General features: G+C 75.8%; 11 protein-coding genes. 7 read left to right on the forward strand and 4 right to left on the reverse strand.

What is annotated here, in order from left to right:
• Positions 1-96: 96 nt before the first annotated feature.
• Positions 97-1,410 carry a serine/threonine-protein kinase gene (locus AB0L45_RS03265; protein WP_365835505.1) on the reverse strand — a complete coding sequence of 438 codons (1,314 nt, stop codon included), beginning with the start codon at positions 1,408-1,410 and terminating at the stop codon, positions 97-99.
• Positions 1,411-1,612: 202 nt separating this feature from the next.
• Complete coding sequence (locus AB0L45_RS03270) at positions 1,613-3,370, reverse strand: serine/threonine-protein kinase (RefSeq protein WP_365835507.1); 1,758 nt, start codon at positions 3,368-3,370, stop codon at positions 1,613-1,615.
• Between the two features lie 477 nt (positions 3,371-3,847).
• On the opposite strand from AB0L45_RS03270, the gene AB0L45_RS03275 reads away from it, so the two are divergent.
• The 5 genes from AB0L45_RS03275 (at position 3,848) to AB0L45_RS03295 (ending at position 12,361) form a co-directional block, all read left to right on the forward strand.
• On the forward strand, positions 3,848-7,249 hold the full coding sequence (locus AB0L45_RS03275) for an FtsK/SpoIIIE domain-containing protein (protein WP_365835509.1): 3,402 nt from the start codon (positions 3,848-3,850) through the stop codon (positions 7,247-7,249).
• Between the two features lie 212 nt (positions 7,250-7,461).
• Entirely contained in the window at positions 7,462-8,904 is a 1,443-nt protein-coding gene (locus tag AB0L45_RS03280) for an ABC transporter substrate-binding protein (RefSeq protein ID WP_365835511.1), read from the forward strand.
• Between the two features lie 110 nt (positions 8,905-9,014).
• On the forward strand, positions 9,015-10,367 hold the full coding sequence (locus tag AB0L45_RS03285; RefSeq protein ID WP_365835513.1) for a sugar ABC transporter permease: 1,353 nt from the start codon (positions 9,015-9,017) through the stop codon (positions 10,365-10,367).
• A complete protein-coding gene (locus AB0L45_RS03290) occupies positions 10,364-11,245 on the forward strand; it encodes a carbohydrate ABC transporter permease (protein WP_365835515.1) in 882 nt (293 codons plus the stop codon). The genes AB0L45_RS03285 and AB0L45_RS03290 overlap by 4 nt, the downstream gene beginning before the upstream one ends.
• 150 nt (positions 11,246-11,395) lie before the next feature.
• A complete protein-coding gene (locus AB0L45_RS03295) occupies positions 11,396-12,361 on the forward strand; it encodes a class I SAM-dependent methyltransferase (RefSeq protein ID WP_365835517.1) in 966 nt (321 codons plus the stop codon).
• A 17-nt stretch (positions 12,362-12,378) separates the two neighbouring features.
• Here AB0L45_RS03295 and AB0L45_RS03300 read toward each other — a convergent pair whose 3' ends face one another.
• Complete coding sequence (locus tag AB0L45_RS03300; RefSeq protein ID WP_365835519.1) at positions 12,379-14,871, reverse strand: CDP-glycerol glycerophosphotransferase family protein; 2,493 nt, start codon at positions 14,869-14,871, stop codon at positions 12,379-12,381.
• Between the two features lie 323 nt (positions 14,872-15,194).
• On the opposite strand from AB0L45_RS03300, the gene AB0L45_RS03305 reads away from it, so the two are divergent.
• Positions 15,195-16,844: a glycosyltransferase gene (locus AB0L45_RS03305; RefSeq protein ID WP_365835521.1), complete on the forward strand. Its 1,650-nt coding sequence runs from the start codon at positions 15,195-15,197 to the stop codon at positions 16,842-16,844.
• Between the two features lie 165 nt (positions 16,845-17,009).
• On the forward strand, positions 17,010-17,987 hold the full coding sequence (gene galE, locus AB0L45_RS03310) for a UDP-glucose 4-epimerase GalE (RefSeq protein WP_365835523.1): 978 nt from the start codon (positions 17,010-17,012) through the stop codon (positions 17,985-17,987).
• A 49-nt stretch (positions 17,988-18,036) separates the two neighbouring features.
• Here galE and AB0L45_RS03315 read toward each other — a convergent pair whose 3' ends face one another.
• A complete protein-coding gene (locus AB0L45_RS03315) occupies positions 18,037-19,182 on the reverse strand; it encodes a glycosyltransferase (RefSeq protein WP_365835525.1) in 1,146 nt (381 codons plus the stop codon).
• Between the last annotated feature and the right edge of the window lie 65 nt (positions 19,183-19,247).

The raw sequence follows: 19,247 nt of genomic DNA on the forward strand, positions 1-19,247 counted from the left end.
GAGCCTCGCGCCGCTCCCCGGGCGGCGGGGCGCCGGGGCAGGTGGGGCGGGGTGCGGGGCGCCGCCCCGGCCGGTGCGGGCCGGGGCGGCCGGAGGTCAGGGCGCGGGCCTCGGGGTGGTCGCGTCGGAGTGGTGGACGCCCGGCTCGGCGTCGCCGGAGTCGCCGTGCTGGGAGGCGAACCAGCCGCCGAGCCCGGCGGCGGCCACCACCGCGGCGGCGGCCAGGCCCAGCTTCACCCGGCGGCGGCGCACCGCCTCACGGTGCCGCGCCGAGCCGGCCCGGGGCTCGCCGGCGGCGCGCGGGGCGCGGGCCGTGCCGTGCGCGCCGCCCGCCAGCTCGTCCGGGCCCGGCACGCGCATGCTCGTGTGGGTCTCGCGGTTCGAGTCGGGGGCGGCCGAGCCGTGGACGAGCGGTACGGCGCCGCGCGGCCGGGAGCCGCCCGGCGCGACCGGCGGGTAGAGGGCCTCGTCGTACGGGCCCTGCCGCGGCCCGGCGGCGTCGGACACGTACGGACCGGTGGCGGTCTCCTCGGGCTCCTCGGCGGACTGGTCGCCGTCGGGCTCGTCGATGTCCAGCGGCGGGTGACCCGCCAGGCCCGGCAGGATCTCGCGCAACCGGGCGGCCAGTTCGGGGGCGCGCAGCCGGGAGGCGGGCGCCTTGGCCAGGCACTGCAGGAGCAGTTGCCACAGCTCGTCCGGGATGCCGGGCAGCGGCGCGACGGCCTCGGTGACGTGCCGGCGCAGCACCGCGCCGGGGTGGCCGCCGCCGAAGGGGGTGAAGCCGGCGAGCATCTCGTAGAGCACCGTGGCGAGCGCGTAGACGTCGACGGACGCGCGGGGCGGCAGGCCTTCGATGATCTCGGGCGCGAGGTAGTCGGGCGTCCCGATGACCTTGGTGGCCCGGGTGTGCCGCGGCGTGTCGACGAGGCGGGCGATGCCGAAGTCGGTGAGCAGCGCGGGGTGGGCGCCGCCGGGCCCGAGCGGTCCCTGCATGTCCAGCAGGACGTTCTCGGGCTTCACGTCGCGGTGCACGACACCGGCCTGGTGCGCGGCGGCGAGGCCGTCGGCCACGTCGGCGGCGATGGCGACGGCGGCCTCCGGGGCGAGCCGGCGCTCCCGCTCCAGGCGGGTGCGCAGGTCCGTGCCGCGTACGAGGTCCATCACCAGGGCGAGGTCGTTGCCGTCGACCACCAGGTCACGCACGCCGACGACGTGCGGGTGGTCCAGGCCGAGCAGCGCCGCGCGCTCCTGGACGAAGCGGCCGACCAGCTCCTGGTCGGCGGCGAGGTCCTCACGCAGCAGCTTGATGGCGACGGCCCCCTCGGGTCCGTCGCCGAGCCATACCGTGCCGGCACTGCCGCGGCCAAGGATCTGGTGGGCGGTGTACCGGCTGCCGATCTTCCGTGCCAAGACTGCTCCGACGTGTCGGGCCCGCTGAGCGTCCTCAGGGGGCTGAAGGTGGCGTCAAAGCTACGCGGGTGCCGGGGGGTTCCGTGCCCAGGATGGGCACGGTCATCACTTCTGTGGGGGAAATCGCCCCCTGGAAGTCGACAAATCTCCTCAGTCACCGTGCCGCACGCCACCGGCGCACGTCACACGACGCCCCAGGACATCACTTGCCGAACCAGGTGCCGACGTCCTTGAAGAAGTCCCGGACGCCGCCGATGACATCGCCGATCTGTTCGAAGTAGCCCTTCGTCGTACCGATCCACTCCTGGAGCGGGGAGAACTCCCAGACCGCCCAGCCGCCGACGAAGAGGATCACCAGGACGAACAGACAGCCCTTCAGGCAGCCCAGCCCCGGGATGCGCATCGGGTTGGCGCTGCGCTGCCGGGGCTCACGGCGCGGCCGCGGCTCCCGCTCCGGCCGCGGCTCGGGCTCGCGGCGCTGGGGCGGCGGCGGCTGCCGGCGCGGCGCCTGCTGGGGCTGGTGCTGCGGCGGCTGGTAGGGCGCGGGGGCCTGCTGCTGGTACGGAGCGGGTGCCTGCTGCTGGTACTGCGGCGGCTGCTGCTGGGGCTGCGCCGGCTGCCGTTGCGGGCGGCGGCGCAGCGGGTCCTGGCCGGGGTCCAGGTACTGCGTCTGCTCGTTGCGGTCCCGGGCGGCCCGCATCTGGGATTCCCACGGGTGCGGCCCCTCGGGCCGGCCACCGGGCGGGCCGGGCGGTACGGGAGGCATCGCACGGGTCGGGTCGGCGCCGCCCTGGCCGTACCCCTGGCCGTCCTGGCCCGGGCCGTACCCCTGGCCGTCCTGGTCCGGGCCGCCGGAGCCGGCGGCGAGCACCTGGGTGGGGTCGGCGTCCGGGCCGCCGGGACCGCCCCGGCCGCCGGCGGACGGCAGCACGCTGGTCGCCGCGGCCGGGTCGTACGCGGCGCCGGTCGACGGCAGCACCTGGGTGGGGTCGGCGTCGCCCGTACCGCCGGTGCCGGTACCGGGCACCGTGGCGGGGGACGGGTCCGGCGCGAGCAGCGCGGCCACGCCGAGCGCGGCCTCGGCCTGCGCCGGGGTCGCGTGCACGCCGACGCCGGCGGCGACCGTGCGCAGCGCGCGGGCCAGGTTCTCGGCGCTCGGCCGGTCGCCCGGCTCCTTGCTCAGGCAGCGCTCTATGACCGTCCACAGCGGCTCGGGGACGGTGGACGGGCGGCGCGGCTCCTCGCTGAGGTGGCGGTGCAGCACTTCGAGGGCGCTGGCGCCGCCGAACGGCGGGCGGCCGGTGACCAGCTCGTACAGCAGGATGCCGGCGCCGTAGATGTCCACGGCGGAGGTCTGCGGGCGGCCTTCGGCGGACTCGGGCGCCACGTAGGCGGGGGTGCCGACGAACTCGTGGGTGCGGGTCAGGCCGGGCGAGTCCGCGAGGCGCGCGATGCCGAAGTCGGTGAGCATCGGGTGCAGCTCGGCGGTGTCGCCCTCGCCGGTGCCCTGGAGCAGGACGTTGGCGGGCTTCAGGTCGCGGTGCACGACGCCGTCGGCGTGGCTGGCGGCCAGCGCGTCGGCGATCTGCGCGGTCAGCAGGGACGCGGCGACGGGGCTGAAAGGGCCGTTGTCGCGGAGGTAGCGGTGCAGGTCGGGGCCGTCGACGAGGTCCATGACCAGGGCGAGCAGGTCGCCCTCGACGACCAGGTCGCGGGTGCGCACGATGTTCGGATGGGTCAGCCGCAGCAGGACCGAGCGCTCCCGCAGGAAGCGCATGACGACGTCCGCGTCGTGCGCCAGCTCCTCCTTGAGGACCTTGATCGCGACCGTCTCGCCGGGCTCCCCGGCCACCGACGCCTCGGCGCCGGCCGTCTCCCTCTGACGGGCACGCCAGACGGTGCCCGTGGCGCCGCGTCCCAGCGGCTCCTCAAGCAGGTACTTGCTGCCTACCGGCCGCACGTGCGCTCCCTGGTCGTGATCGATCCTTGCCGGGCCGGTGGGTCGCAGCGGCCCGTCGCCCCACTGTAGTGCCGCCGTACGGGCCGTACGGCGGGACGATCGGGCGGGGCTCGGGGGAAAGACGCGCAATCAGGACAGATGGTTGCGGGCGGCTCGGGATCGGCGTCCACGTCAGGCCGAACAGCGAACGCCGATGATCGAAAATAGGCCGTTCGCAGTACCCGATCAGGCGGTTTTCCGTCCGGGCGCGATCAATCAAGATCACTGAGTGATGGTCGGCGGGCGTGTTGTCAGTGGCAGGTGCGAGGATGCACCCAGCACGGAAGCGGTGGGGGTACGGGGTCTCCGTCGCGCGCGTGCGGCGCGGGAGTCACGAGCACCGCGCCTAGGGACTTGTACGTGCCGAGTGCCCGGGCGCGGCGGGGGAGGTCACGGGCCCCCGCCGAACGGTCCGGGCGGAAGGGACCGCTGACGGCGATGCAGATCCGGCTGACCGTCCTCGGGCCGCACAGCGGCCACCCCACGCGGGCCTGCGACGTCCTCGTCACGGCCCCGGCCGGGACGGCGCTCGCCACGGTCGCGGGCGGCCTCGCGGCCGCCGTGGCCGGGTCCGGCGCGGACATCGGCAGCAGCGGCAGCGGCAGCAGCGGCAAGGGCGGTGCCGGCGCGGGCGGCGCCGGCGGCCCCGTCGTGCTGTACGCGGGCGGCGAGCGGCTGGACCCGCAGCGCGCGGCCGTCGGCGAGCCGCCGCTGATCGACGGCGCGGTGCTCTCCCTCGGCGCCCCCGGTCCCGCCCCGGCGCACGGCCTGCCGCACGGCGCGCCCCGGCTGCGGGTCGTCTCCGGGCCCGACGCGGGCGGGGTCCACCTCCTGCACGGCGGCCACAGCGGCGCGATCCGCGTCGGCCGCTCCGCCGAGGCGGACGTGCCCCTCGACGACCCCGACGTCTCCCGGCTGCACTGCGCGGTGACGGTCGAGCCGGACGGCTCCGTACTGGTCGCCGACCTCCGTTCGACCAACGGGACGGCCGTCGGCGGCGCCGAGGTCGGCGAGCGCCCGGTGCCGCTGCCGCCCGGCGCGCTGCTGCGCATCGGCGAGTCGGCGCTGCGCCTCCAGGCCGCGCCCGCCGAGCCCGACCCGGCCCTGGTGTGCGCTCCCGACGGCGAGGGCCGGTTGCGCGTCTCCCAGCAGGACGCGGCCCCCGGCGGCGAGCGTCCCGGCGCGCCCGCCGTCCCCGGCGCGCGGTCCGCCGCGCACGACCAGGACACCCGCCGGCCCGAGGTGCCGCACCAGACCTCCCCCGCCGCGCCCCCGGCCGCCCAGGGCGCCACGGCGCACACCACCGGTCCGTACACCCCGCCCCCGTACGACGGCCCGGCCCCGTACGACGCCCCGCGGCCGCACGAGGAGCTGCCCGCCGGGTACGACAGCCCGGCGCGCCGCGGCACCCCGCTGCGCGGCACCCCGTATCCCGGCAGCCCGCAGGAGCGCTACGAGCCGTACGGCCCCGGCGCCGCCGGCCCGGAGCAGACCCACGGCGGCGGGCAGGACCTCGCCCCGGCCGGCCGCCTCGCCGAGGCCGAGGCCCACGGCCCGCGCCAGGAGGAGGCGCCCGCCAAGGCCGCGCGCCGCGGCGGCATCGGGGCCTGGGCCCGCCGGCTGACCGGCGCCCGGCCCGCCGCCGAGCGCGGCGGGACCGGGCCCGCCCCCGCGCCGACGGTGTGGGAGGAGCAGCAGCGGCAGTCGCAGGCCGCCGCGTCCGGAGCGGCGGAGCCGGCGTACGAGCCCGCCGACGAGCCGCTGAGCCCCGAGGCGGCCGACGAGCGGTGGCCCGACCCGGCGACGGTGCTGCTGACCGCGCTCGGCCCCGGGCCCCGGCTCTGGGAGCGCGGCCCCGACCACCCGGACGCGCTCACCGTCCGGCTCGGCACGGTCGCACAGGACGGCGGCCGGTCCGCCGCGCCGGTGACGGTCGAGCTGCGCAAGGCGGGGGCCCTGGGACTCGCCGGACCGCGCGCCCGGCTCGGCGGCCTCGCGCGCGCCACGGTGGCGCAGCTCGCCGCCCTGCACTCCCCCGCCACCCTGGAGATCGTGCTGGTCAGCACGGACCGGGTGCGCTCCCTGGAGGACCGGCTGGCCGACTGGGCCTGGCTCGGCTGGCTCCCGCAGGTGCGCCCGGCCCACGCCCAGGACTGCCGGCTGCTGCTCGCCTACGACAAGGAGCAGGCGGCGGCCCGTACGGCCGAGCTGGCGCGCCGTCTGGACGACGGCCCGCTGGGCCCGCACTGGGCGAGTGCCGACCGGTCCGCCGTGGCCTCCGCCGCCGCGCGCTACAACGGCCCGTACACCCTGCTGATCATCGACGGCGACCCCGGCTCGTCGGCGCTGCGCGAGACGACGGCCCGGCTCGCGGCGAGCGGCCCCGCGGCCGGCATCCACGTGCTGTGCCTGGCCGAGACGCCCGCCGCCACCCCGGCCTTCCCGCTGGCCGCGACGTACGAGGCCGCCCGTACGGCGTCGCCCGCGTTCGGCGAGTGCGGCGCGGTCGCCGTGCTGAGCGGCGACGTCGCCACGGCGCTGCGCGTCGTCCAGCCCGGCACGGGCCCGAACGGCACGGTCGCCGCGGTCGACGCGGTCTCCGGCGCCTGGGCCGAGCGGTTCGCGCGCGCTCTGGCGCCGCTGCGCGAGGCCGACACGGGCACGGGCCTGGGCGGGCGCCCGGCGCGCAGTGCGGCCGTACCGCTGCCGGACACCTCCCGGCTGCTGGACGAGCTGGGCCTGGCGCGGGCCACCCCGGCGTCGCTGCTGGTCCGCTGGGCCGCCGCGGCCGACCCGGGCCGGGCGGGCGCCGCCGCGGTGCTGGGCGCCGGCCCGCACGGGCCGCTCTGCGCGGACCTGGCGGCCGACGCCTCCCAGCTGCTGGTGACCGGCGGCCCGGGCACCGGCAAGACGGAGCTGCTGCGCTCGCTGGCCGCCTCGCTCGCCGCCGCCGACCGCCCGGACCTGCTCTCCCTGGTCCTGGTGGACGGCGCGGGCCCGGAGCGCGGCGAGGGCCTGCGGGTCTGCACGGACCTGCCGCACGTGACCACCCATCTGACGGCCTCCGACCCGGTGCGGATGCGGCAGTTCGCGCAGGCGCTCAGTTCCGAGCTGAAGCGGCGCGCCGAGACGCTGGCCGGCGCGGACTTCGCCGAGTGGCGGGCCGCGCACCTCCCGGCGCCGCGCACGCCGGCGCCCCGGCGCCCGTCCGAGGGCCCGTCCGGCTCCGCCGCCGACCCGGACAGCACGTCGACGGGCACCCTGCGGCTGCGGGCGCGCAGCGCTCCCGTGCCCGGCCCCGAGGGGCAGGCCCCGCAGGCCGCGCCGTTGCCCCGGCTGTTCGTGCTGGTCGACGACTTCGACGCGCTGGTCGCCCCGGCCCTCGGCAGTACGGGCCGCCCGGCGGCCGGTTCGGTGGTGCGCGCGCTGGAGGCGGTGGCGCGGGACGGCGCGGCGCTCGGCGTGCACCTGATAGCGGCCACCGGCCACCCGGACCGTACGGCCGAGACGGCCACGGACCGCGCGGCCGGACTGCGCGTGGAGCTGGGCCCGGCGGACGACGCGGCCGAGCCGGTGCCGCCGGGGCGCGGCCGCCTGCGCCGTACGGCGGACGCCTCCGTCACGCCGTTCCAGGCCGGCCGGGTGACCGGGCGGATACCCCGTACGTCCACGCTCCGCCCCACGGTCGTACCGCTGGAGTGGGAGCGGATGGGCGACCCGCCGGCCCGCCGCCCGCTGCGCGAGCTGGGCAACGGGCCGACCGACCTGGCCCTGTTGGCCAGCGCCCTGCAGCGGGCCGCCCAGTCCGCCGGCGCGGCCACCGCCCCGCCGCTGCTCTGAGCGCCGGCCCCCGGGCCCCGGCGAGGCGCGGCGCGCGGTTCCGGCCGCGAGGTGTACGCGAGGGGTAACGGGCCGGTCACGAAAGGCCAGTTGGGGCGGGAGGCGGTATTGCGGGGCCGGTGATCCGGGCGTAGGACTGTGCCCGGCGGGCCGTCGCACGGCGCGGACCGTCACACGGCGCTCAGTGCACCGCACGGGAGGGGCTTACGGGGATGGGCACTTCACGCACACGGCACGCCGGCGCGCGTACCGCGACCACCGGCCGCACGGCGGACGGCGCGCGGGCCGCCCGCACCCGCGTCACCGCGGCCCGCCGCGCCGCCCTGGCGCTCGCCGCGGCGGGCGCCCTGACGCTGACCGCCTGCAGCGGCAACGGCGGTGACGGCGGTGACGGCGGCAAGAGCGGGAGCAGCAGCAAGGGCAGCAGCGGCGTCTCCGTCCAGCTGCCCAAGCTGACCGGCCAGAAGCTCCAGGTCGCCGCGGTGTGGACCGGACCGGAGCGGGCGAGCTTCCTGAAGGTGCTGGAGGAGTTCGAGAAGCGCACCGGCGCGACGGTCGACTACATCCCCAGCGGCGACGACATGGCCGGCTTCATCGGCTCGAAGATCGCCGGTGGCGGGCAGCCGGACGTGGCGTTCCCGCCGCAGGTCGGTGTGTTGCGGGAGTTCGCCCGCAAGGGCTGGCTCAAGCCGCTCGGGCCCGCGGCCAAGGAGCAGCTGGCCAAGAACTTCTCGCCGGGCTGGCGCAACCTGGGCGCGTACGGCGGCACCGAGTACGGCGTGTACTACAAGGCCAGCAACAAGTCGCTGATCTGGTACAACACCAAGGTCTTCGAGGACGCGGGGGTGGCCGAGCCGAAGGACTGGGCGGAGTTCCTGAAGACCGCGCAGACCATCTCGGACTCCGGGGTGCCGCCGGTCTCGGTGGGCGGCGCGGACGGCTGGACGCTGACCGACTGGTTCGAGAACATCTACCTCTCGCAGGCCGGTCCGGAGAAGTACGACCAGCTCGCCCAGCACAAGATCAAGTGGTCCGATCCGACCGTCACGAAGGCGCTGACCGCGCTCGGCCGGCTCTTCGGCACGACGGGGCTGCTGGCCGGCGGCAACAGCGGCGCGCTGCAGACCCAGTTCCCCACCTCGGTCACCCAGACCTTCAGCGGCGACCAGCCGAAGGCCGCCATGGTCTCCTCGGGGGACTTCGCCGCCACCAACATCGCGCAGACCAAGGCCAAGGTCGGCGAGGGCGCCAAGGTCTTCCCGTTCCCCGCGGTGGGCTCCCGGTCCCCGGTGGTGACCGGCGGCGACGCGGCGGTGGCCCTGAAGGACACCAAGGGCGCGCAGGCGCTGCTCACCTTCCTGGCCTCCACGGACGCCGCGAAGATCTGGGCGCAGGCCGGCGGCTTCATCTCCCCCAACAAGGAGCTGGACCAGGCCGCGTACGTCAACGACACGATGCGCGAGATCGCCCAGGCGCTGATCAAGGCGGGCGACGACTTCCGCTTCGACATGTCCGACCAGGCACCGGCGAGCTTCGGCGGCAAGCCGGGCCAGGGTGAGTGGAAGGACCTCCAGGACTTCCTGAAGAACCCCAAGGACATCGCGGGCACCCAGAAGAAGCTGGAGCAGGACGCCGCCAAGGCGTACGGCAGCTGACATCCGGAGCGTCCGTACGGCGGCGGGCCGGCGCGGCCCGCCGCCGCGCGGCGCACCCACGGTGCGCACCGCCGCACCGCCGCCGACCGTATCGACCGGGGGACACCACCATGAACGCTGCGACCGCGGGCGGGCCGGCCGGCCCGGTCCGTCCGCGCACCGGCACGCTGCGCCGGGTCAAGAGTGTGGCGGGCACCCGCCCCTGGATCGCCGCCCTCTTCCTGCTGCCCGCCCTGGTGCTGCTCGGGGCGCTGGTGGTCTACCCCATCGGCTTCTCGGTCTACCGGAGCCTGTTCGACGCGTCCGGTGACGGGTTCGTGGGCCTGGGCAACTACGGCGAGCTGTTCACCGACGAGCGCATCCGCATCGCGCTGAAGAACAACGTCATCTGGGTCGTGGTGGCCCCCACCGTCGCCACCGCGCTGGGCCTGATCTTCGCGGTGCTCACCGAGCGGGTCCGCTGGGGCACCGCCTTCAAGCTGGTCGTCTTCATGCCGATGGCGATCTCGATGCTGGCCGCGGGCATCATCTTCCGGCTGGTGTACGACCAGGACCCGGAGCGCGGTGTCGCCAACGCCGTGTGGGTCGGCGTCCACGACACGTTCGCGGAGCCCGCGCCGTACCCGGGCGCCAAGCCCCGGCCGAACGCCGGGCTGACGGCGTCCGGGGGCGCGTACACCACCGTGAAGCCGGTGCGCGCGGGCGACCCCGCGAACCTGCCCCTGGTGGCCGTGCAGCCCGGCGACCTGGGCGACGCGCGCCCGGCGACCGCCGCGCGCCCGGAGGCGGGCAAGGTCACCGGCACCGCCTGGCTGGACTTCACCCGCGGTGGCGGCGGCACCCCGAACATCGTCGACCGTTCCGAGAAGGGCCTGCCGGGCCTGACGGTCGAGGCGGTCAAGGACGGCCGGACGGTGGCGAGCGCGACCACCGGTCCGGACGGGCGGTTCACGCTGCCCGCCGCGGCGGACGGCGCCCTGCTGCGGCTGCCGGCGGCGAACTTCGCCGAGGCGTACAACGGGGTCAACTGGCTCGGCCCGGCCCTGGTCACCCCGTCCATCATCGGCGCGTACGTGTGGATGTGGGCCGGGTTCGCGATGGTGCTGATCGCGGCGGGGCTGGCCGGGATGCCGCGCGAGCTGCTGGAGGCGGCTCGGGTGGACGGCGCCAACGAGTGGCAGGTCTTCCGCCGGGTGACGGTGCCGCTGCTGGCGCCCGTCCTGATCGTCGTGCTGGTCACCCTCATGATCAACGTGCTGAAGATCTTCGACCTGGTCTACATCATCGCGCCGGGCTCCAGCCTCAAGGACGCCAACGTGCTCGCGCTCCAGCTCTTCCAGTCGTCCTTCGGCACGGATGTGGACCAGGGCATCGGCAGCGCCATCGCGGTGTTCCTGCTGCTGCTCGTCCTGCCGGTGATGTACGTCAATCTCCGGCGCCTACGGAAGGAGCGCGGGCGATGACGACCGCCGACGGAGTCGTACGGGCCAAGCAGTCGCTGCCCGCCCGGATCGCGGCCCGCGCGGGCGGCGGCGCCCTGCGGGTCGTCCTGATCCTGACCGGGCTGTTCTGGCTGATGCCGACGGCCGGCCTGCTGGTGTCCTCGCTGCGCTCGCCGCAGGACATCGCCGAGTCCGGCTGGTGGACGGTGTTCACCGAGCCCGCCCAGCTGACCTGGTCCAGCTACGGCGCGCTGCTGGAGAACGCCAAGGTGATGGACTCGCTGCTGACCACCGCGCTCATCACGGTGCCGGCGACGGTGCTGGTGGTCGTCATCGGGGCGCTGGCCGGGTACGCGTTCGCCTGGATGGACTTCCCCGGCCGCGACGCGTGGTTCATGGTCGTGGTGGGGCTGCTGGTGGTGCCCGTGCAGGTCGCGCTCATCCCGGTCGCCGAGCTGTTCGGCGCGATCGGCCTGTTCGAGACGACGCCCGGGGTGATCGTCTTCCACACCGCCTTCGGCCTGCCGTTCGCGGTGTTCCTGCTGCGCAACTTCTTCGCCGAGATCCCGCGCGAACTGCTGGAGGCGGCCCGGCTGGACGGCGCCAACGAGATCCGCCTGTTCACCCGGGTGGTACTGCCGCTGGGCGGGCCCGCCATCGCCTCGCTGGGCATCTTCCAGTTCCTGTGGGTGTGGAACGACCTGCTGGTGGCGCTGATCTTCGCGGACAGCGGCAGCCCGCCGATCACGGTCGCGCTCCAGCAGGAGGTGCGGCAGTTCGGCAACAACATCGACGTGCTGGCGCCCGGCGCGTTCCTGTCGATGGTGGTCCCGCTGGTCGTCTTCTTCGCCTTCCAGCGGCAGTTCGTCTCCGGGGTGATGGCGGGCGCGGTGAAGTGACCGCTCCCCCGGTCCGAGGGGCACGGGGTGGCGTGCGGGACGGGTGCGGTGACGTAAGGGAACGCTGTGCCGTACGCCACTTTCCGTTCACGTCGCTGCCCCACGATGGCGGCCGGCCGACGCCCCCGACCGTCTGGAGACGGACCGCACATGACTGCCCGCACCGCAGACCTCAGTGACGGACAACTCCCGCGCCCCGGGCGGCTGTCCGACGTCAAGGGCTGGTTCTTCACCGCCGACCAGCTGCTCTTCGACTGGTTCCTGAACCGCCAGCAGGAGCGGGCCGAGCCGGGCGACCTGCTCGAACTCGGCGCCTACCTGGGCAAGAGCGCCATCTTCATGGGCGCCCGGCTGCGTCCCGGGGACCGCTTCACGGTCTGCGACCTGTTCGACTCGCCCGCCGAGGACGCCTCCAACTCCAAGGAGATGGCCAAGTCCTACGCCACACTGACGCGTCGCGCCTTCGAGGCGAACTACCTCTCCTTCCACGACGAGCTGCCCGAGATCGTGCAGGGCCTCAGCTCCAGCGTCGCGCACCACGTCGAGCCGGGCAGCTGCCGCTTCGCACACATCGACGCCTCGCACCTGTACGAGCACGTGCACGGCGACATCGTCACGGTGCGCGACCTGCTCACGCCCCAGGGCATCGTCGTCCTCGACGACTTCCGGGCCGAGCACTGCCCCGGGGTGGCCGCCGCCACCTGGCAGGCGGTCACCGGCCAGGCGCTGCGCCCCATCTGCATCACGCCGACCAAGTTCTACGGCACCTGGGGCGACCCCGCGCCCGTACAGGCCGCGCTGCTGGCCTGGCTGACCGGCCGCGAGGGCATGTGGCACGAGGTGCAGGAGGTCAACGGGGCGCCGCTGGTCCGGCTGAGCGCCAAGGGCGCCAAGGAGCCGGCGCACCCGGTCTCCCGGCACCGTACGGAACCGGCGCCGAGCGCGTCGCCCACGGCCCCCGCGGCCGCCGGCTCCCGGACCCCCGCCCGCCCCGCCACGGCCCGCCCCGCCGCGCGCGCCCGCCGCAGCCCGGCCCGCCGCCTCGCGGTGAACGTCCTGCCGCCGTTCATCACCAAGGCCGTCGTCGCCGCCCGCCGCCGCTCGGCGACCCGCTGACCCCGCGCCGGCTCCTGTCACCCGACGACGGCACCGGGCCCGGTGAGGGTGCGGGTGGCGCCGTCCTGCTGGGCCACGGCCCGTTCGGCGGCCCGGGGTGACGGGGCGACCCGGCGTTCCCCGGGCGGCAGCAGGGGCAGCAGGTCGTCCTCGCCGAGCAGGACCCGGCGCACCACCCGCTCCGCGGCCAGCCCGTCCTCGTACTGGCAGAAGCGCTCCCGGAAGGCGGCCCGCAGCGCCGCCGCCGCCGGGCCGTCCCAGCGCCCGGAGTGGAAGGCCCCGGCGATGGCCGCCTCGTCCTGCGCGAGGACGCCCGGGGTGTCGCCGGGCCGCCCGGACAGCAGGTCCACGTAGACGCCGCGGGCGGCCCGGAAGGCGTCCCAGCCGGCGGTGTGCACGACGATCGGCCGGTCCAGGTTCGCGAAGTCGAACAGGACGGAGGAGAAGTCGCACAGCAGCGCGTCGGCGGCCAGGCACAGGTCCTCGATGTGCGGGTGTCCGGAGACGTCCAGGACCGTGCCGTCCTCCAGGAGGGCGGCCGTGCGCGGGTCCGGCGCGCTCCGGTGCGGGTGGGCGTCGTACGGATGGGCGGCGTACGGATGGGCACTGTACGGGTGGCTCTCGTAAGGCCTCGCGCTGTACGGGTGGCTGTCGTAAGGCCCCGCGCTGTACGGATGGGCGCGGACCAGGAGCTGGAAGCGCGGGCCGAGCGCCGCGGCGAGGCGGGCCACGTCCAGCGGCGGGGCGGCGCCGGCCGGGTGCTCGCGGCGGGCGGGCGCGTACAGCACGGCGGTCGCGCCGGGCCGGACGCCGAGCGCGGCCCGTACCGCGCGCACGTCGGCCGCGGTGGCGGTGGCGTACCGGTCGTTGCGGGGGAAGCCGGTGGCCAGCGTCTCGTACGAGCTGGGGTAGGCGCGCTCCCAGATCTCGCTGGAGTGCTGGTTGGCGGAGAGGCAGAAGTCCCACTGGTCGGCGTGTTCCAGGACCCGGCCGGACCCCGGCCCTGCCGGGGCGCCCGGGTGGCGGTGCGTGTCCAGGCCCGTGGCCTTCAGCGGGGTGCCCTGGTGGGTCTGGAGGCAGACCTGCCCCGGCCGCCCGGCCGCGCCGGGGAAGTCGCCGTCGGTGACCAGGTAGGCGGCGCGGGCCAGCAGCTCCCAGTAGCGGCGGGAGCCGACGGTGACGTGGTCGGCGCCCGCCGGGACGGCGTCCACCGCGTCCTGGTGGACGGCCCAGACACCGTGCAGCTGGGGTGCGATCTCGCGGGCCTTGCGGTCGACGGCGTACGGGCTGCCGTTCACCGCGCGGTTGCCGCGGGTGCCGTAGAGCACCAGGTCGGTGTCGAGCGGGGCGTGCAGCCGCAGGCCGTAGTAGCGCCGGAAGGCGGTGCGGGCGGCGGCCTCGCCGCGGTCGCGCAGTTCCCTGGCCACCTCGCGCCGCAGCACCTGGGCGCCGTGCAGTGACCGGTAGGCGCGGTACGAGCGCAGTGCGGCCGGCAGCGGCGCGCCGTCCGGGCGGTGCCGGCGGATGCAGCGGCTCGCGGCGCGGAAGAAGGCGGCGCGGTCGGCGGGCACGATGCGGTCGGGGTCGTCGAGGATGGCCAGCAGCCGGTCGGTCATCCGGGCGTGCAGGACGCTCAGCAGCGCCGGCCGGCCGTCCTCCGCCGCGCCCGGCTCCCCGCCCTCGCCCCCGTCCCGGTCTTCGTCCCCGTTCTCGCCTTTGTTCTCGTTCCCGCCCGCGTTCCCGCCCCCGCCTTCGTCCCCGTCGCCCCGCGGCCCGCCCGGCAGCAGCCCGTCGAGCCGGTCGAACAGCTCCTCGTAGCGCTCGACGGCGACGAAGTGGTGGCGCCCCGGCGTGGTGACGGCGCTGCCCCGGCGCCGCTCGCGCCAGGTGACGCAGACCCGGTCCAGCGCTGCGACGCGCCCGGCGGTCAGCAGGCTCCCGTACGCGTACGGGACGTCCTCGTACGGGCCGTCGGCGAAGGCCAGCCCCCGGCCGGTCCAGTGCTCGCGGCGTACCGCGCGGTTCCACGCGGCGGGCTCGACGCCGAGCACGGCGGGGCGGCGTACGGCGTCGAAGACCGTGTCGCCCGCCGCCGCCAGGAGGGCGCCGTCGCCGCTGGGGCGCCGCCGTTCCCAGACGTCCATCCGTTCGTGGTCCCACAGCAGGACGTCGGGCTCGCCGCAGGCCCGCAGCCGTGCGTCGACGGCGGCCAGCGCGCCGGGCGCCAGTGTGTCGTCGCCGTCGAGGAAGAGCAGGTAGTCGCCGGCGGCCAGCGCGGCTCCGGCGTTGCGGGAGGGGCCCGCGCCGCTCGGCCGGCGCAGGTGCAGGGCGGTCAGGCGCGGGTCGCGGTCCGCGTACTCGGTGATGATCGCGCCGGTGGCGTCCGCCGAGCAGTCGTCGACGGCGATCACCTCCACGTCCCGGTGGGACTGCTCCAGTACGGAGTCCAGGCAGGCGCGCAGAAAGCCCTGGACGCTGCGGGCGGGGACGATGACGCTGAACCGGGGCATGGCCATCCCAAGGTCGGGGCGCTCGGCGCGCGTACACGAATGGACGCAGAGCGTAACCAGTTCACTACGTACTGTCGATCGCGCCTGTCACCCGTTCGGCGCACGGCCGGCGATCCGCCGCGGCCCCTGCGGGCCGGTCCGCACGGGGCGGGCGGCGGGCAGCCGGGGGCCCGCGCCCGGCCGGGCGCGGGAGACGGCAAGATGGCCCGGAGCAGGGGCGCGCTTGCCACCGTGTGCCGACTCACGGCCCCGCAGCACGGGGGCGCGAGCCACGGGGGCCTCCGGCGCCGACCACACCGACACGAAATGTAGATGTAGTGACTGTGAACGAAGCCCCAGAGCCGCGGCCGGGGCCCGCCGGCGCACCGTCCGCGCAGGTCAGCATCGTCGTCATCGCCTACAACGACGCCACGCTGGTCGACGAGGCGGTGCGCTCCGCACTGGCGCAGGGGGACGCGGTCGCCGAGGTGATCGCGGTCGACGACGCCTCCACCGACCGCACGGGCCAGGCCCTGGACGACCTCGCGCGGGAGCACGGGCGGCTGCGGGTGATCCACCGCGCGGACAACAGCGGCGGCTGCGGCACGCCCCGCAACGACGGGCTGCGGGCCGCCACCGGCCGCTTCGTGATGTTCCTGGACAGCGACGACGTACTGCCCGCCGGCGCCGTCGACGCCCTCCTGGCGGCCGCGCTGCGCCACGGCACGCCGGTGACGGCCGGACTGTGCGTACGCCGCGAACTGCCGGGCCCGCGCGAGGTGCCCTGGCAGCCCGGCCTCTACCGCGAGCCCGCGCTGCTCGCGCCCGTCACCGCCCACCCCGAGCTGGTCGGCGACACCCTGTGCGTCAACAAGCTCTACGACCGGGCCTTCCTGCTCGACCACGGCATCCGCTTCCCCGACGGCCGCTTCACCTACGAGGACTTCGTCTTCACCTCCCGGGTGCTGGCCGCCGCCCCGCGCCTGGCGGTGGTGCCCGACGAGGTGTACGTCTGGCACGTCCGGCGCGGCGCCCGCAAGCAGTCGATCTCGCTGGATCGCAAGGACGTCGCCAACTGGGAGTCCCGCATCGAGGCGCACCGCACCAGCGTGCGGATCTTCGCCGAGGCCGGGCACAAAGGCCTCGCGCACGCGGCGCGCACCAAGTTCCTCGACCACGACCTGCGGATGTACGTCCGTGAGCTGCACACCCGCGGCGCCGATTACCGGCAGGAGTGGTGGCGGCTGACCCGCGCGTACCTGGCCGGCTTCGAGGAGAGCGAGCTGCTCGCCGCGACCGCCCCGGCCCGCTGGCTCGCCCGGGTGCTGCTCGCCTCCGAGACGCCGCTGGACTCCGACCGGCTCACCCAGCTCGCCGCCCGCCCCGGACGGCTGCTGCCGCCGTACGCGCGCGACGGCGAGCGGCCCGTGTGGTCGGACGCGCTGCCGGGGGTCGAACTGGACGGTCTGGACACGCTGCCCGCCGACGAGCTGCCGGTGACCGTCGACGCCGAGCCCGTCCTCGGCTCCCGCTCCCTGCTGCGGCTGCGCCTGCACGAGCTGTACGGGCGGGTGGCCGCCGCCGGGCCGGTCGGCATCGACGTGGAGCTGCGCCGCCGGGCGGACGGCCGGCCGGGGCCCGTGCACACCGCCACGCTCACCCCGGACCCGGCGGGGGACAGCTGGACGGCCGAGACCGCCCTCGACCTCGGTGCCCTGGTCATCCGCGGCGACCACGGCTCCGGGACTCCCGTCCCGTGGGACCTGACCGCGCGGGTGCGCTGTGCGGACGGCTCCGTCCTGCACGCCGCGCTGCGGGCCACCGGCCCCGGCTTGCGGCGGCACGCGCTGCCCAGCGCCCGGCACGGGCTGCTGCTGGCGCAGCCGTACGCGACGACCGGCGGCGCGCTGGCGCTGCGGATGGCGTCCGGTATGCGTACCGCGTGGCAGATCGCGGCCCGCAAGCTGCGCCGCGGCGGCGGGCGCGCTCGTTAGTCACGTCACAGCGGCCCGGCCGGCGACGGCCGGGCCCGGTGCGGCGCAGGCCGCGCGACGGCCCCGGTCAGCGCGCCGGAGACGGCCGTACGGCGGCCGGGACGCCGGCGGCCGGCGGCCGCACCTGCACCACCCGACGAGCAACGACCACCTTAGGATGGCGAGATGTCTTACTTGATCACGGGCGGCGCCGGCTACATCGGCGCCCACGTCGTACGGGCCATGACACAGGCGGGCGAGCGGGTCGTGGTACTCGACGACCTCTCCACGGGCGTGGCCGCCCGGATTCCCGAGGGCGTGCCGATGGTGGTGGGCTCCACCCTGGACCGCGAGCTGCTGGACCGCACCATCGCCGAGCACGGCGTCACCGGTGTCGTGCACCTCGCCGCGAAGAAGCAGGTCGGCGAGTCCGTCGAGATGCCGCTGCACTACTACCGCGAGAACGTGCACGGTCTGCAGACGCTGCTGGAGGCCATGGCGGCGGGCGGCGTCGGCCAGTTCGTCTTCTCCTCCTCGGCCGCCGTGTACGGCATGCCGGACGTGGACCTGGTCACCGAGGACACCCCCTGCGCGCCGATCAACCCGTACGGCGAGACCAAGCTCGTCGGCGAGTGGATGGCGCGCGCGGCGGGCAAGGCGCACGGCATCAACACCGCGTGCCTGCGCTACTTCAACGTGGCCGGTACCGCCACCCCCGAGCTGGCCGACATGGGCGTCTTCAACATCGTGCCGATGGTCTTCGAGAAGCTCACCGACGGCGAGTCGCCGCGGATCTTCGGCGATGACTACCCGACCCCGGACGGCACCTGCGTCCGCGACTACATCCACGTCGCGGACCTCGCGGACGCCCACCTGGCCGCCGCCCGCAAGCTGGCCGAGCCCGGCCCGGTGCGCGACCTGACGCTGAACATCGGCCGTGGCGAGGGCGTCTCCGTCAAGGAGATGGTCGACCTGATCACCGAGATCACCGGGCACACCGACGCCGTCGCCGAGGTCACCCCGCGCCGTCCCGGCGACCCTGCCCGAGTCGTCGCCGCCGCCGACCGTATCGCCGGTGAGCTGGGCTGGAAGGCCCGCTACCACGTACGCGACATGATCACCTCCGCCTGGGAGGGCTGGCAGCACCACCGCGCCGGCGCCTGACCGGCACCGCCTTCGTACGCCCCCGGTGCCGCCGGGGGCGTACGGCGTTTCAGGCCGTGCCCCGGGCCTCCGCCGGCCGCAGTGCGTAGCAGTCGTCCGGAATACCGCGCTCCGGGTCGCGGAAGTACGGGTACGCGGCGTACTCCCGGCCGTCCTCGCCGCTCACCGGCGGCCCCGGCTCCCGCCCGGTGTCCGCGTGGACGATCTCGCTCAGTTCGTCCACCAGCCCTTCGCGCAGACAGTGCGCGCGCAGCCGCAGCCGGGGCGGCAGGGCGGCCAGCACCCGGCCGGTGAGGTAGGACTCGACCAGCGGGCGGGCGGCCTTCGCCATGGCGTGGCGCCCCTCGGTGTCCCGGGCCAGGTAGGGCGCGGTGAACTGGGCGAGGATCTCGCCGTGGAAGTGGCGGACCATGAGCGTGTCACGCTCGGGGCCCGGCGGCACCAGCTCCGCGACCTGCGCGAGCACGGTGGCGATGTAGCCGAGGTGCTCGGGCCAGTCGAGGTCCTGGCGGCTGGCGTTGGAGTCGTCGTCGCGGCCTTGGAGGTAGTAGCAGTCGTAGTCGCCGAGGACGGAGACGGTGCCCGCGCCGAGCAGGGCGCCGATGCCGAAGGGCAGGTCCTCGGCGAGCAGCCGTCCTTCGACGAAGCGCAGGCCGCGCTCCTGGACGTAGGAGCGGCGGAAGAGTTTGTAGGCGGCCAGCGTCCAGTAGACGGGCGAGTCCCAGGGCGTGACGCGGGGGCTGGTGGTGCGCAGGTCGACGGGCGCGGGACGCCCGCCGGTGCCGACTATGCGCCCGTAGACGAGGTCCGAGCCGTGGGTGTCGGCCATCGCGGTGAGCCGTTCCAGGGCTTCGGTACCGAGGTGGTCGTCGGAGTCCAGGAAGAAGAGGTAGCGGCCGCGGGCGTGGTCCATGCCGACGTTGCGCGGCCGTCCGGCGCCGCCCGACGGCGGCTGGTGGAGCACGGTCAGGTTCGGGTGCGTACGGGCCTGTCCGTCCAGCCAGGCGCCGCTGCCGTCGTCGGACCCGTCGTCCACGGCGATCACCTCGACGGCGTCCGGCCCCAGGCTCTGGGCGAAGACGGACCCCAGGCACTGTTCGAGGTAGCGCCGGGTGTTGTGCACCGGCACGACGACGGAGACGGCCGGGTCGCGGGAACCCCGGCCGGCGGGAGCGGGCGGACGGTCTGCTGCCACGGTGTGCCTCTTCCGTCATCCGGTACGGGCCGGCCCCGCGGCGTGCGGAGCCGGCCCGTCCAGGG

Source organism: Streptomyces sp. NPDC052496 (assembly GCF_040679095.1).
In the GTDB taxonomy this organism is placed as follows: Bacteria; Actinomycetota; Actinomycetes; order Streptomycetales; family Streptomycetaceae; genus Streptomyces.